The sequence below is a fragment of the Micromonospora sp. LOL_023 genome (assembly GCF_048060115.1).
Taxonomy (GTDB): domain Bacteria; phylum Actinomycetota; class Actinomycetes; order Mycobacteriales; family Micromonosporaceae; genus Micromonospora_E.
Genome location: NZ_JBHMIM010000008.1, coordinates 85,230 through 100,010, shown reverse-complemented (window position 1 = coordinate 100,010; position 14,781 = coordinate 85,230). Strand labels below are relative to the sequence as shown.

Annotated in this window: 10 protein-coding genes; 6 read left to right on the top strand and 4 right to left on the bottom strand. The window is 73.0% G+C overall.

The genetic code is table 11. The features are described from left to right. Positions 1-3 precede the first annotated feature (3 nt). The 6 genes from pucL to alc are packed head-to-tail and all read left to right on the top strand — an operon-like array spanning position 4 to position 7,551. Positions 4-867, top strand: coding sequence for a factor-independent urate hydroxylase (pucL, locus tag ACFHVL_RS06605; RefSeq protein ID WP_416626197.1), 864 nt, complete (start codon positions 4-6; stop codon positions 865-867). Beyond that, the gene (locus ACFHVL_RS06600) at positions 867-2,327 is read left to right on the top strand and encodes an 8-oxoguanine deaminase (RefSeq protein WP_416626195.1); all 1,461 of its coding nucleotides are present in this window, start codon (positions 867-869) and stop codon (positions 2,325-2,327) included. The genes pucL and ACFHVL_RS06600 overlap by 1 nt, the downstream gene beginning before the upstream one ends. Before the next feature lie 6 nt (positions 2,328-2,333). Further along, entirely contained in the window at positions 2,334-3,941 is a 1,608-nt protein-coding gene (gene aceB, locus ACFHVL_RS06595) for a malate synthase A (protein WP_416626193.1), read from the top strand. After that, entirely contained in the window at positions 3,941-5,191 is a 1,251-nt protein-coding gene (locus ACFHVL_RS06590; protein WP_416626192.1) for a DUF6986 family protein, read from the top strand. The genes aceB and ACFHVL_RS06590 overlap by 1 nt, the downstream gene beginning before the upstream one ends. Further along, entirely contained in the window at positions 5,181-6,503 is a 1,323-nt protein-coding gene (allB, locus tag ACFHVL_RS06585) for an allantoinase AllB (RefSeq protein WP_416626190.1), read from the top strand. Before ACFHVL_RS06590 ends, allB begins: the two co-directional genes overlap by 11 nt. Then, entirely contained in the window at positions 6,493-7,551 is a 1,059-nt protein-coding gene (alc, locus tag ACFHVL_RS06580) for an allantoicase (protein WP_416626188.1), read from the top strand. Before allB ends, alc begins: the two co-directional genes overlap by 11 nt. Positions 7,552-7,623: 72 nt before the next feature. Here alc and ACFHVL_RS06575 read toward each other — a convergent pair whose 3' ends face one another. The 4 genes from ACFHVL_RS06575 to ACFHVL_RS06560 all read right to left on the bottom strand — a co-directional run bounded on the left by ACFHVL_RS06575 (position 7,624) and on the right by ACFHVL_RS06560 (position 14,536). Further along, positions 7,624-8,652, bottom strand: coding sequence for a glycosyltransferase family 2 protein (locus ACFHVL_RS06575; RefSeq protein WP_416626253.1), 1,029 nt, complete (start codon positions 8,650-8,652; stop codon positions 7,624-7,626). Between the two features lie 67 nt (positions 8,653-8,719). After that, a complete protein-coding gene (locus ACFHVL_RS06570; protein ID WP_416626187.1) occupies positions 8,720-10,471 on the bottom strand; it encodes a hypothetical protein in 1,752 nt (583 codons plus the stop codon). Positions 10,472-10,613: 142 nt separating this feature from the next. Continuing rightward, on the bottom strand, positions 10,614-13,160 hold the full coding sequence (locus ACFHVL_RS06565; RefSeq protein ID WP_416626186.1) for a hypothetical protein: 2,547 nt from the start codon (positions 13,158-13,160) through the stop codon (positions 10,614-10,616). Positions 13,161-13,162: 2 nt separating this feature from the next. Then, the gene (locus ACFHVL_RS06560) at positions 13,163-14,536 is read right to left on the bottom strand and encodes a hypothetical protein (protein WP_416626184.1); all 1,374 of its coding nucleotides are present in this window, start codon (positions 14,534-14,536) and stop codon (positions 13,163-13,165) included. Positions 14,537-14,781 lie beyond the last annotated feature (245 nt).

Genomic DNA, 14,781 nt, shown 5'->3' with positions numbered 1-14,781 from the left:
TGGATGGGGATCGTCCTGGGTCCGAACCGGTACGGCAAGGCGGAAACCCGGGTGGTCCGGGTCGACCGCGACGGCGACCGGCACACCCTGACCGACCTCAACGTCTCCGTCGCGCTCGCCGGTGACCTCGCCGCCACCCACCTCACCGGTGACAACAGCCAGGTGCTGCCCACCGACACGCAGAAGAACACCGTGTACGCGTTCGCCCGCCGGCACGGCATCAGCAGCGCCGAGGAGTTCGGCCTGCTGCTGGCCCGGCACTTCGTCGACAGCCAGCCCAGCATCGACCGCGCCCGGATCGACATCGAGCAGTACGGCTGGCAGCGGCTCGGCCCGCACTCGTTCCAGCGCGACGGTACGCAGACCCGGACCGCCACCGTGCGCTACGACGGCGACCGCGCCGAGATCGTCGCCGGACTGACCGGGCTGGTGCTGCTCAACACCACCGACTCGGAGTTCTGCGGCTTCGTCGTCGACCCGTACACGACCCTGCCACCCGCCGACGACCGGATCCTGGCCACCGCCGTCGACGCGCGGTGGCGCTACGCCGGCGTCGTCCCGGGCGCCGCCGACTGGGACACCGCCCACGCGGCGGTCCGCGACACGCTGGTCGCCGCGTTCGTCGGCACCTACAGCCGGTCGCTGCAGCAGACCCTCTACGCGATGGGCGAGCGGGTGCTCACCGACCATCCGCAGGTGGTCGAGGTGCGCCTCGTCCTGCCCAACAAGCACCATCTGCTGGTCGACCTGGGCCCGGTCGGGCTGGACAACCCCAACACCGTGTTCGTCGTCGCCGACCGCCCGTACGGCCTGATCGAAGGCACCGTGCGCCGCGACGACGCGGCGCCGGCGTTGGGCGACTGGTGATGCTCGTCGTCACCGGCGCGGCCATCGCCACGGTCGACCCCGCCGGCACCGAACACCGCACCGGCCACCTCGTCGTCGGCGACGACGGCCGGATCGCCGCCGTCGGCCCCGGCGACGTCCCCGCCGGCCAGCTGGAGCAGCTGGCCGGCGGCGACCCCGGCGAGGTCCAGCGGGTCGACGGCACCGGCTGCCTGGCCACCCCGGGCCTGGTCAACACCCACCACCACCTCTACCAGTGGGCCACCCGGGGGCTCGCCCAGCAGGACACCCTGTTCGGCTGGCTGACCACCCTGTATCCGATCTGGTCGCGGATCGACGCCGACACGGTCCACGCCGCCGCGGCGGCCAACCTCGGCTGGCTGGCCCTGTCCGGCTGTACCACCAGCACCGACCACCACTACGTCTTCCCCCGCGACGGGGGCGACCTGTTCGCCGCCGAGATCGCCGCCGCGCAGCGGATCGGACTACGGTTCCAACCCTGCCGTGGCTCGATGGACCTGGGTCGGTCGGCCGGCGGGCTGCCACCGGACTCGACGGTCGAGGACACCGACGCCGCGCTGGCCGCCACCGAGGCCGCCATCGACCGCTGGCACGACCCGTCGCCGGAGTCGATGCTGCGGGTCGCCGTCGCGCCCTGCTCGCCGTTCTCGGTCACCCCCCGGCTGATGCGCGAAGCCGCCGAGCTGGCCCGCCGTCGGGGCGTACGGCTGCACACCCACCTCGCCGAGACCACCGACGAGGAGCAGTACTGCCAGGCCAACCACGGCTGCACCCCGGTGCAGTACGCCGAACAGCTCGGCTGGCTCGGCACCGACGTGTGGCTGGCACACGGCGTACACCTCGACGACGCGGCGGTGGCCCGCCTCGGTGCCACCGGCACCGGCGTCGCGCACTGTCCCAGCTCGAACGCCCGCCTCGGTGCCGGCACGGCCCGGGTCACCGATCTGCTCGCCGCCGGCGTCCCGGTCGGACTCGGCGTCGACGGCGCCGCCAGCCAGGAAGCCGGCCACCTCGGCGAAGAACTACGCCAGGCGCTGTACGCGGCCCGGCTGCGCGGCGGGCCGGGCGCGTTGTCGGCCCGCGACGCGCTCGCCATGGGCACCATCGGCGGTGCCCGCTGTCTCGGCCGCGACGCCGAGATCGGCTCCCTGCAGGTCGGCAAACTGGCCGACGTCGCCCTGTGGCGACTCGACGGCCTCGGCCACGCAGGCATCACCGACCCGGTCGCCGCCCTGGTACTCGGCCCGCCCGCCCCGGTGGAGCTGCTGCTGGTCGGTGGCCGCCCGGTGGTGCAACGGGCCGAGCTGCGTACCGCCGACTCCGGCGACCTGGCCCGCGAAGCCGCCCGTACCCACGACGCCCTGCTGGCCCCGCCCGACATTCAGCCGGCCGCGACCCGCGCCCTGCCGGAGCCGCGTCGCGCCGCCGTGCCGGCCCCGACCCGTACCGAACAGGAGTGACCGCCCATGTCCCGTACCAAGGCTGAGTCGGGTCCGGCCTCGGCGGCCGCGCCGGCCGACGAGACAGCGGACGTCCTCACCGTGGACGCGGTCGCCTTCCTCGCCGACCTGCACAAACGGTTCGCCGGCCGCCGCGCCGACCTGCTCGCCGCCCGCCGGCGGCGGCGCACCGAGATCGCCCGCACCGGCCGGCTGGACCTTCGCCCCGACACCGCGCAGGTGCGCGCCGGCGACTGGACCGTCCCGCCGCCCCCGGCCGACCTGGCTGATCGGCGGGTCGAGATCACCGGGCCCACCGAACGCAAGATGACCATCAACGCGCTGAACTCCGGCGCCCGGGTCTGGCTGGCCGACCTGGAGGACGCCAACACCCCGCACTGGGCCAACGTCATCGGCGGGCAGCGCAACCTCGCCGACGCCGTGCGGGGCACCATCGAGCTGCGGACCGGGGCCAGGACCTACCGGCTCGGACCCGGGCCCCGTCCGACGATCGTGGTCCGCCCGCGTGGCTGGCACCTCGACGAACGACATCTCGCCTTCGACGGGGGCCCGGCGGTCGGCGCACTGGTCGACGCCGGGCTCCACCTGTTCCACAACGCCGCCGAACTGCTGCGCCGGGGCAGCGGGCCCTACCTCTACCTGCCGAAACTGGAAAGCCACGAGGAAGCAGCGCTGTGGCACGACGTGTTCGCCCACACCGAGTCCGCTCTCGACCTGCCGACCGGCAGCATCCGGGTGACCGTGCTGATCGAGACGATCACCGCGGCCTTCGAGATGGACGAGATCCTCTGGGCGCTCGGCCCGTACGCCGCCGGGCTCAACGCCGGCCGCTGGGACTACCTGTTCAGCATCATCAAGAACTTCCGTGACGCCGGTGGGCAGTTCGTCCTGCCGGACCGGTCGGCGGTCACCATGACCGCGCCGTTCATGCGGGCGTACACCGAACTGCTGGTCGCCACCTGCCACCGACGTGGCGCGATGGCGATCGGCGGCATGTCGGCGTTCATCCCCAACCGGCGCGACGCCGAGGCCACCGCCCGCGCCGTCGACCAGGTCCGGGCGGACAAACAGCGCGAGGCCGGCGACGGCTTCGACGGTTCCTGGGTGGCCCACCCCGACCTGGTGCCGGTCTGCCGGGAAGTCTTCGACGAGTTCCTCGGCGAACGGTCCAACCAGTTGGACCGGCAGCGGCCCGACGTGGCGGTCACCGCCGACCAACTGCTCGACGTCGCCGCCACCGGCGGGACCGTCACCGAAGCCGGGCTGCGTGGCAACGTCGCCGTCGCGCTGCGCTACCTGGAGGCCTGGTTGCGCGGCAACGGGGCGGTCGCGATCAACAACCTGATGGAGGACGCGGCCACCGCCGAGATCTCCCGGTCGCAGATCTGGCAATGGATCCACAACGGGGTACGCCTGCCCGACGGCACCCCGGTCACCGCCGGCCTGGTCCGGGGCATCGGCGACGCCGAACTCGCCGCGATCCGGGCCGACCTGACCGAACCGGACTGGGCGGCCAGCCGTTTCCCGGCCGCCCGGGCGTTGTTCGACGACGTGGCGCTCGGTGACGACTTCGTCGACTTCCTCACCCTGCCGGCGTACCGGCTGATCGACTGATGGCCAGGCTGGCCCCGGCGGACTACACCGCGATCGACGACCGGCTCGCCGCCGTCGACGCGGCCCTGGCCGCCCGCTACCCGGGAGAGCCGGCCGGGCGTCAACCGGTGCACACCGTCTACGTGCCCGCCGACCGGATCACCGTCGACCTGGTGCCGGCCTGGGGAGCGGCCGCGTTGACCGCACTGGACGAGCATCCGCCGGCCCCGTTTCCGGCCGAACTCGATCATCGGGTCCGGGCCAAGCTGGCCAGCGGGCCGATCGAGGACCTACGCATCGACGTCGAGGACGGCTACGGGGTCCGTGACGACGCCACCGAGGACGCCGACCTGCGGGCGGCGGCGCACGCGTTGACCGCCGCCCGCGCCGCCGGTACCGCCTCGCCCTGGGTGGGGGTGCGGATCAAATCCCTGGAGGCGGCCACCCGCCGACGCGCCCTGCGCAGCCTCGACCTGTTCCTGGACGCCTGTGGCGGACCACCCGACGGCTTCGTGATCACCCTGCCGAAGGTCAGCCACCCGGCGCAGGTCGTCGCGATGGTCGACATCTGTGTCCGGCTGGAGCAGGCGTACGGGCTGGCCGACCGGGCGCTCACCTTCGAGATCCAGATCGAGACGCCGGCGGCGGTGCTGGCGGCCGACGGCACCGCGACCGTCGCCCGGCTGATCGGGGAATCCGCCGGGCGCTGCACCGGGCTGCACTTCGGCACCTACGACTACGGAACCGGATGCGGGGTCGCCGCCGATTATCTGAGTATGGACCATCCAAGTTCCGACCACGCCAAGGCGATCATGCAGGTGGCCGCAGCCGGCACCGGCGTACGGCTCAGCGACGGCTCGACCAACATCCTGCCGGTCGGTGACACCGCCGCCGTACAGGCTGCCTGGCACCGGCACACCCACCTGGTCCGCCGTTCCCTGGAACGCGGCTTCTACCAGGGCTGGGACCTGCACCCGGGACACCTACCGACCCGGTTCGCCGCCACCTACGCCTTCTACCGTGACGGGCGGGCGGCGACCACGGCGCGCCTGGGCACCTACCTGGCGCGACGCGCCGGCGGCATCCTCGACGAACCGGCGACCGCCCGGGCCCTGGCCCGGTTCCTGCTGCGAGGACTCGACTGTGGCGCCCTCGACCCGGCCGAGGCCGGGTTCGCCCGCCGGGAACTGGTCGCGCTGGCCCATCCGGCGTCCGGGCTCGGGGCCGACCCGCGCACCGTCTCCGGTGAGGAGCGGGCCGATGTCCGTTGACCTGGTGCTGCGGTCGCGCCGGACGGTGCTGCCCGACGGCGAACGGCCGGCGGCCGTCGTGGTCGGCGACGGGCGGATCGTCGCGATCGTCGACTACCGCGACCAGGTGCCGGCGGTCGTCGACAACGACCTCGGTGACGTCGCGCTGCTGCCCGGCCTCGTCGACACCCACGTGCACGTCAACGAACCCGGCCGTACCGAATGGGAAGGCTTCGCCACCGCGACCCTCGCCGCGGCCGCCGGCGGGGTCACCACCATCGTCGACATGCCGCTGAACAGCCTGCCGCCGACCGTCGACCCGCCGGCGCTGGCCGTCAAGCGCGCCGCCGCCGACGGACGCTGTCACGTCGACGTCGGTTTCTGGGGCGGCGCGATCCCCGGCAACCGGCACGAACTTCCCGGCCTGTACGACGCCGGCGTCTTCGGCTTCAAGGCCTTCCTGGCCGACTCCGGGGTGCCGGAGTTCCCGCCGTTGGACCCCGCCGAGCTCGCCGCCGCGTTCGCCGCCGTACCCGCGTTGTTCGTCGTGCACGCCGAACAACCCGACCAGCTCTGCTCCGCCACCTCGTCGACCCGTTACGCAGACTTCCTGGCCAGCCGACCGCCGGCCGCCGAGGTCGAGGCCGTCGCGGCGGCGATCGCCGCCGCCCGCGCGACCGGCGCCCGGATGCACATCCTGCACCTGTCCGCCGCCGCGGCGGTGCCGCTGCTGGCCGCCGCCCGTGACCACGGCCTACCGGTCAGCGCGGAGACCTGCCCGCACTACCTGACCCTGACCGCCGAGGAGATCCCCGACGGTGCGACCGAGTTCAAGTGCTGTCCGCCGATCCGGGGCCGTGACAACCAGGACGCCCTCTGGTCGGCGCTCGCCGACGGCACCCTCACCTGCGTCGTCTCCGACCACTCGCCCTGCCTGCCGGCGCTGAAGACCCCCGACACCGGGGACTTCGCCACCGCCTGGGGCGGCATCGCCTCCGTGCAACTGGGGCTGCCGGCGGTCTGGACCGAGGCCGACCGCCGTGGCTTCACCCTCAGCGACGTGGTGCGCTGGATGGCGCAGGCCCCGGCGGACCTGGTCGGACTCACCGCCAAGGGTCGGCTCGCCGTCGGCGCCGACGCCGACCTGGTCGCGTTCGACCCGACGGCGAGCTACCACGTCGACCCGGGCCGGCTGCGCCAACGGCACCCGGTCACCCCGTACGCCGGACGACGCCTGACCGGCATCGTCCGGGCAACCTGGCTGCGCGGCGCGCCGGTCACCATCGACGAGCCGCGCGGCCGCCTGCTGGTGAGAGGACCTGATGACAAGTAGCCGTGCCGCCACGCCGCTGCCCGACCTGCCGGACGACCTCGACCCAACCTGGCTGCCCGATCTCGCCTCCCGGGCGCTCGGCGGGGGAGTGGTCGGCGCCAACGACGAGTTCTTCGCCGCCGCCGACAACCTGCTCAACCCGTACCCGCCGGGCTACGCCCCCAGCACCTTCGGTGCGAAGGGCCAGGTCTACGACGGCTGGGAGACCCGGCGGCGGCGCCAACCCGGATCGGACCATGTCATCGTCCGTCTCGGCGCACCCGGCGTGGTCCGCGCGGTCCTGATCGATACCGCGTTCTTCACCGGGAACTACCCGCCGTACGCGGCGGTCGACGGGTGTGATCTCGCCGGCTACCCGGGGCCGGCGGAGCTCGCCGCCGCGCAGTGGACACCTCTGGTGCCGCGTACGGCGTTGGCCGGCGACGCCCAGGTCGTCGTCGCGGTCGACGCACCGGCGCGGCAGACCCACGTCCGGCTGACGATCTTCCCCGACGGCGGGGTGGCCCGGCTGCGGGTGTACGGCGAGCCGGTGCCGGATCCGACGATGCTGACGGAGGTGCTGGATCTCGCCGCCGTCGAACACGGTGCCCGGGTCGAGGCGTGCAGCGACCGGTTCTACGGATCCCCGCAGCAGATGCTGTTGCCCGGTCCGGCGCGCACGATGGGCGAGGGTTGGGAGACGGCGCGGCGGCGTGACGACGGCAACGACTGGGTGCAGGTGCGGCTGTGCGCGTCCGGCGTGATCGAGTTCGTCGAGGTGGACACCAGTCACTTCAAGGGCAACGCTCCGGCGGCGGCCCGGCTGCGGGGCGTGGACGCGTCGGTCGCCGACTCGGCCGACCCGGCCGACTCGGCCGGCTGGTCCGACCTGTTGCCGACGACGGCCCTGCAGCCGGACACCCGCCACCGGTTCCGACTGGATCGGCCCCGGCCGGCGACCCACGTGCGGCTGGACATCTTCCCAGACGGAGGGTTGGCCCGGCTGCGGTGCTACGGCCGGCTCACCGCGACCGGGGCCGCCGATCTCGCCCGCCGATACCACACCTAGGCCCATGATCGCGACGATCTTGCACTTATCGATCGACAATTCAGACAAATGCTCTCGATAAGCGCAAGATCGTCAGGAGGTGGGGGGTGGCCTGCGTTGGCTGGGCAGGCCACCCGGCCGGGTCGGCTCCGGCTCGGCGTCGTCGGCCGCCGCAGCGGGGGCCGGACGAGCGGCGTCGCCGGGCGGGCTGGCGTCCATGACGAGATAGTGCGGTCGGCGTTTCGTCTCGTAGTAGATCCGGCCGATGTACTCGCCGATCACCCCCAGGATCATCATCTGGATGCCGCCCAGCCCGATGACACTGACGATGATCGTGGTGTAGCCGGGCGCGTCGATGCCCCGGATCAACGCCGCCGCCACCACCCACGCCGCGTAGGCGACGGCGATGAAGGTGAGCCCCATGCCGGCGTAGATGGCCGACCGCAACGGTCGGTTGTTGAACGACAGCAGACCGTCGAAGGCGTAGTTCAGCAGGGCCCGCAGGCTCCAGCGGCTACCGCCGCCTGCCCTGGCCTCGTTGGGGTAGGCGAAGACCACGGTGTGGAATCCGATCCACGAGTACAGGCCCTTGGAGAACCGGTTGTACTCCGGCATGGCCCGCAGCGCGTCCACCGCCCGGCGGGAGAGCAACCGGAAGTCGCCGGCTCCGTCGAGCAGCCGCACGTCCACCCACCGGTTCATCAACCGGTAGAACGTCCGGGAGGCGACGGTGCGGACGAACCGGTCACCGCGTCTGTCCCGGCACGCGATCACCTGGTCGTACCCCTGCCGGAACAGGGCGATCATGTCGGGCAGCAGCCGGGGTGGGTGCTGCAGGTCGGCGTCCATCACGATGACCGCGTCGCCGGTGGTCTGGTCCAGGCCGGCGAGCATCGCCGACTCCTTGCCGAAGTTGCGGCTGAGGGCGACGTACCGGACGGCACTGTCGGTCGCGGCCAGCCGCCGAAGCGTAGCCAGGGTGCCGTCGGAGCTGCCGTCGTCGACGTAGACGTACTCGACCTCGACCTCGGGGGACGAGGCGAGCGCGGCAGCGACCGCCGAGTGCAGTTGGGCGATCGACGTCTCCTCGTTGAAGCAGGGGACGACGACGGACAGCCGCAGCGGCGACCCCGGGGCGTGGGCGGGGCCGGCGGCGTCCGGTCCGCCGTCAGCCTCGACGTCGGGCCGGTCAGCCGAGCCGGTAGACGAGGACACCGTCGACCTCCTCCCGGGTGACCCCCAGCCCGTCCACCGGTCGTTCGGCGACGCCCTCCCACGGCGTGCCGATCAGCCGCTCCGGCATCACCAGCACGGTGCGTACGCCGAGGTCACGCAGGTACGCGACGCTCGCCGGGTCGGGGAAGAACGCGGTGATCGCCCGGGTCTGCTCCTGGCTGGCCGGCACGAACCCGGCCAGTCCGTTGGCGACCCGAGGGAAGCCGCCCTCGGTGGTCCAGAGCATCACGTTCAGCTCGAAGGCACCGGCGTCGCTCGGCAGCACCAGCACCGGCTCGGTGAGCTGGTCCCAGGCCGCCGGGGGTGTCGGCACGACCGGATGCGCGGTGCGGTTGACGCCCTCGACCAGCACCAACGCCAACGGGATCAGCAACACGGCCTGCACCGCCCGTTGGCGCGGCGGCGACCAACCGTCGGTGACCCGGCGGATCGCGGTCGCCGTGGCGGTGATCGTGCCGGCGGCCAGGACCGCGAGCAGCAGACTCGTCCAGAGCATCATCCGGCCCGGGGTACGCAGCGCGTCCCAGCCGGGCAGATGCTTGGACAGGGTCAGATAGCCGGGATCACCGTCGGCACCGAGATTGGAGCCCAGGGCCAGCAGCCCGGTGCCGATCACGCCGGCCGCCAACGCCACCCGGTGCCGGACCCGGAACGAGGAGACGAGGAGCCCGGCGGCGGCCAGCGCGATCAGCGTGACGCCGGGCAGCAGGGCCATCTCCGGCGGCCAGACGAGCTGATCCCGGGTGGCGGCGTGCCGGTCGCCCCACAGCCAGGACTCGCCCGGTGCGGTGACCAGACCGACCAGCGGCGGGGAGAACAGTTCGGTCCAGGCCAGGGAGCGTTCCGCGTGCGGATTGAGCTCGACGACCCGGAAGTAGGCCACGGCGATGCCGAGGGTGACGGCACCGAACAGCGCGCCGCCGGCCAGGTCGGCGAGGAACAGCCGCCGGCCGAACGCCGGACGCTGCTTGCGCCGCCACCAGGACCAGCCGTAGCCGGCGGCGGCGACGACACCCGCGGCGAGCAGGAAGTACACCAGCGGAAGGCCGATACCGAAGCCGAGGCTGACCTGCCAGGCGGCGACCAGCCAGCCGGCGAATGCCCAGCCGGGCCGACGGCGCTCCGGCCGGTAGCCGTGCCGCAAGGACCAGCCGTGACCGCGGGCCAGCATCGCCAGGCACAGCGCGATCCCCCCGGCGGAGAGGATGTTCAGGTGCCCGGAGTGGGCCAGCCGCCACGGGGCGAAGGCCCACGCGACGCCGGCGACCGCGCCGCCGACGCGGCCGGCGCCGAGCTGACGGACCAGGGCGTACGCGCCGATGAAGGCCAACGCGTGGAGCAGCACGTACAGGAGGTTGTAGCGGATCAGAGCCGCTTCGAAACCGGAGCCGATCATCCCGGCCGGGGCGTAGCCGAGCAACGTGTCACTGTAGGCGTAGGTGTACCGTTCAGGGAAGAACGTGTTGGAATGCCAGAGTTGGACCGGGTCGGTCAGCAGCACGTGCCCGCCCCAGGCGATCTGCCATGCCTGCAGAGTGGGGTCGGCGATGTCGCCCGGGATGGTGCTCGCCGGATGTCGCAGGGTGGGCCAGGTCAGCACCACAGCGACGAACAGCGCGCCGAGTACGGCCAGGGTCCATTCGTGCCGTAGGAACCGCCACAGCGGCGGGCGAGCGGCGGGCGGGTGCTCTTGAACGGTCTCCACGAGGATCGATGATCTCAAATCATTACGTGAGCTGTCGAACCCACCCGTCACCCGGCGGCCCGATTCTGTCCCGCCGATCATCGTCGCTCTCGGTGACCCGCGCAAGGCTGATCGGGACCAGCACCGACCGGTCCGTCGCCGGTCAACCAGCCTCGCCGAGCAGAGTGGACAGCGGCAGCTCGACCCGTCCGCTGCGCGGCGTCCACCGGCCCTCGGCCGCGCCGTACACGCGGGTCACCGTCACCCGGTCGTACATCCGGGGTGGCAACAGCACCTCGATCCCGTCGGCGTTGAGGCGCACCAGCAGGGACCGCACCGCGGGCAGCACGGCGATCCGGGCCGCGCTGGCCGCGACATCGACAGCCTGCGCCGGATCGACCCGCAGCTGTACCAGTCGGGCGGGGCCGGTCGGGGCAGCCGGCCGGGTCGCGCGCAGCGGAACGAAGTCGCTGTCCGGCCCGCCATCGGCCGGCAGCACGGTGTACGCCTTGGCCCCGCGCCGGCCGCCGGGCCACCGGACCACGTCGTTGGGCAGGCCCTCGACTCCGTGCCGTGCACCGGCGCAGCGCAGCAGCAACGGGACCGGCGGCTGGTCGCTCTGGGCCCGCCACTCGCCGGGACCGGCAGGTGTCCAGCCCTGAATCACCTGGACCCGGTCCAACCAGCCGGCCGAAAGCAGGTAGCTGTCGACGCCCCGGAGCAGGTGACGCACCTCGGCAGGGGCGGCGTCGCCGATCCCGGTCGTCGCCACCGCGCCACCAGGGCCGACCGACACCCGCAGCACCATCGCGCTGGGGCGGGCCGCCCGCAACCGGTCCGCGTCGAGTTGGCCGACCACGAACAGCTCCGGGGTCGGTAGTCCATCGACGGCGATCCGCGCGGCAGGCAGGTCGACCGGAAGGTACAGATCGAACCGTTCCGCGTTCACCTCGGGTCGCTCCGGCAACCAGCCGACACCGTGCCCCCGGCTGCCCCGCGCCGCCGGGACCACCGACGAACGCCGACCGGCCGGCGGGGTGTCGGCAAGTGGCCCGACCCCCTCGACCGTACGGGACCCGCCGACATCGGTGGCGTCGGGCACACCGTCGCCAGCCTCGTCCTCGGGTCGCCGGTCACCGACGGCGCGTCCGGCGGAAGCCGGCACCAGCCAACCGTCGTGGCTGCGCCAGCGTCCGGACACGGTGATCAGATCGCTGGCCCCGGGTGCTGCCGGTGCCAGCCGGCACCACCGGGCCGGTACGTCAGCGGCGCGCTGCGACCGTGGCTGACCCTGCACCACCGCCAGCCGGGCTCCCGGCTCCGGTGCCCAGATCTCGGCCGGGACCTGGTCGGCGAGCGCCGCCAGATGGGCTCGTAGGCGGGCGAACCGTTCCGGTGCCACCACCGTCAGCAGGGCCAGGTCCTCGCCGGCCCAGCCGGCCCGCCGTAGCAAAGCCGCCAACTCCCGTGGCCCGAGGGCGAGGAGTCCACCATCGCCGTGCCGGGCCGCCAACCGCCCGTCGTCCAGCACCGCCAGTTCCACCCGGAACAGCCCGTCGCGCCGGGTGATGTTCGCCCACCGCCGCAGCGCCGCCGGCCGGGCCTCGGTGGCGACACTGATCAGCTCGACACCGCTGGCCGCCGGCGTGGGCTGGTCGCCGTCGCCGTCGCCGTCGCCGGTAGCCGCGACGGCTGCGTCCATTGTCCCGCCGACCGGTGTCAGTCGACCGTCGCGATCAGACCAGTACCGGTCAGGACGGTCCGGCCCCGTCGGTCGGTATGCCTGCCAGCCGCGCAGTTGACCATCGCGGTCACGTACGGCGAGGTCGCCGACGCCGTCCAACAGCACCACCCGACTACCCGCCGGCGGTGCCCACACCGTCGCGCCGGTGCGGTCGGCCAACTCGGTGAGGTGCTCCGCGAGCTCGGCGGTGATCTCGGTGCCGAGGCCGGGGCGCCGGAGCCGGTCGGCCGGATCGATTCGGTGTCCCGTCGACTCCGTACCGTCGAGGTGGCTGTCGCGGACCAGATCGGGGTCGACGACCTGCGGCCAGACTCGTAGATCGCCGCCGTAGAGTGGGACGGCGGACAGCGCAGCCGCCAGGTCGGTCCCGGAAACGGCCACGGTGGTGCCGTCGTATCCGCCGATCACCGGTACGCCGTCGTCGACGCCGAACGCGACAGTCGCCAGTCCGGGGTGCCCGACGCCGAGGCTCGCGGCCGCGGCGCGGGCGGTGGGGAACACCGCCCGGGTGGTGAATGCCAGGCCACGTGGCAGTGGCAGGATCGCCCATCCCTGCCGGTGGCTGATCCGGCCACCGTCGAGGTCGTACCAGCCGGGCAGGCTGGTGGCCAGGCCGGGCGGTTGCAGGAGAAGCCAGTCGATGACCTGTCCGGTCGTGCGCTCCACCGGAGTCGGACCGTCGAACTCCGCGCCGGCGGTGACCGCACCGGCCGGAACCGTCAGGACATCGCGGCCGATCCGGTCGGCGAGCGCCCGCAGCAGCGCCGCGTGCTGGGCACCGTCCGGGACCAGCACCTGAACGTCGCGGCCCTGGCCGCCGGACCGCCGGACCGTCCGGGCGAGTTCACCGGCATCGAGCGCGACCTCCGGCTGGTCGGGGTGAGCCAGTCCGCCGCTGGTGGTCGTCACCAACGTGATCCGGTACGGGCCGGGGTCGACCGGCAGTGCGGATGGCGAAGACTTCACGTTCATGGGGCACCGTGCCCGGCCACCTGTAGCGTCCAGCGGGCGGACGGGCCCTCGGCGACGACGATCGGGACGGTCGTCCGTTCCGGCCGTTCGAGTAGCGCCCGCACCGCCGCCAGCTGGTTCGGTTGGGGCTCGGCGAAGAGGATCACCGTGGACTGGGCGGTGACGTCGGTGACCAGGGCGGCCGTGTCGCCGGCGTACCGGCGGCAGCCCGACGGCAAGGAGGTGATGCCGTCGCCGACGACGGTCACGGTGACTCCGGCGGCCAACAGCCGCTCGGTGAGCAGGCGGGCGGCGCGTTGGCGGGCTTCGGCCGGACCGGTGACGGTGAGGACGTCCGGGGCCTGACGCAGTTCGACCCAGAACTGTCCATCGGGTCCGGTTCCGACCGGGATCAGCGTGTGCGACCCGGCCGGCTTGCTGAGTCCGTCCGGCGGGTGCCAACCGTACGGTGCGGCACCTCGTGGCTGACGCTGACCGGTGAGCCGCAGCACCGCCGGATCCTCGCCGACCCGCAGCTCGACCTCGAGGTGGGCGAGTCGACGAGGGTCCCCGGTGGCGGGATCGTCCGTGTCGATGGCGCGCCGCTGACCTGCCGCCTTGTCCGGTGTCGCCTTGTCCGGTGGTGGTGGCGTCCTACGCGGTGTCGGTGGTGCGGCCGGCGGTGGCGTCCTACGTGGTGTCGCCTTCTCCGGTGGTGGTGGCGTCCTACGCGGTGCCACCTTGCCCGACGGTGGTGCGGCGGCCGTCCTGATCACGGCAACTGCGGGCAGAACCGGCGGTGGTTCAGCCGGGCGGCTGCGGCCACCGCCACGGCGCAGGACCAGGATCGCCAGAGCGAACAGCCCGACCGCTACCATCGCCGCCCCGCCGCGCAACAGGAGCTCGGTGCTGCGGTCTGCCTGCCGGGTGGGGGCGGTGGGGGACAGGACCGGCGGGGCCGCGGCCGAGCCGCCCACGTCAGGCAATGGCCCGTAGCGAACTCCCGCACCCCGGGCATCGTCGGGGAGAACGAGTATCCAGCCGGGCTCGAGCTGGGCTGCGTCGGTCAACTGGCCGCCATCCGGCTGCGCCCGGCCCACGTTCAGCTCGAATATCTCCCGGTACCGACGGCCGTCGCCGAGGGTACGGGCCGCGATGGCGAACAGGAACTCCCGCTCACCGCCGGGTAGCTCGTCGACGATGTAGTACCGCACGCTCTCGCGGCCCGAATCGTCCTGAGGCGCGCTGGCCGATGGCGCCGGTGCGGCAGCGGCCGAGGCGACCCAGCCACTTGCCGCCGGGACGCTGAGCACCGTCGCCCAGACCGCGATGGCGATCGTCCGGCCCGCCGAGGCCAACACTCTCCGGCGGATCGCCGATCGCTGCCGCATGCCCACTCCTGCCGCTGCGGGGATGGCTCCGCCCGCCTGTGAAGATCCTGCCACCGTTGGGACAAAGCAGCATATGCGGAGCAACGAAAGCCATCTTCGTGGCGGTGGTGATCCCGCCCGGGTGCCGGCCCGCCTCGTTGTGTCTCCCTCTGGCCGGTCGAGTGGGCGGGCGGTCCTGAGGTGACACCCGCTGGGCGGAACGAGGCTTTTGCGTACTAAAAGAGCTTTGGGGGTTAACAGATGAA

What these genes read in the sequence shown, in the direction of transcription:
- pucL (WP_416626197.1), top strand. Translation starts at nt 4, where the DNA reads ATGGGGATCGTCCTGGGTCCGAACCGGTACGGCAAGGCGGAAACCCGG.
- ACFHVL_RS06600 (WP_416626195.1), top strand. Translation starts at nt 867, where the DNA reads ATGCTCGTCGTCACCGGCGCGGCCATCGCCACGGTCGACCCCGCCGGC.
- aceB (WP_416626193.1), top strand. Translation starts at nt 2,334, where the DNA reads ATGTCCCGTACCAAGGCTGAGTCGGGTCCGGCCTCGGCGGCCGCGCCG.
- ACFHVL_RS06590 (WP_416626192.1), top strand. Translation starts at nt 3,941, where the DNA reads ATGGCCAGGCTGGCCCCGGCGGACTACACCGCGATCGACGACCGGCTC.
- allB (WP_416626190.1), top strand. Translation starts at nt 5,181, where the DNA reads ATGTCCGTTGACCTGGTGCTGCGGTCGCGCCGGACGGTGCTGCCCGAC.
- alc (WP_416626188.1), top strand. Translation starts at nt 6,493, where the DNA reads ATGACAAGTAGCCGTGCCGCCACGCCGCTGCCCGACCTGCCGGACGAC.
- ACFHVL_RS06560 (WP_416626184.1), bottom strand. Translation starts at nt 14,536, where the DNA reads ATGCGGCAGCGATCGGCGATCCGCCGGAGAGTGTTGGCCTCGGCGGGC.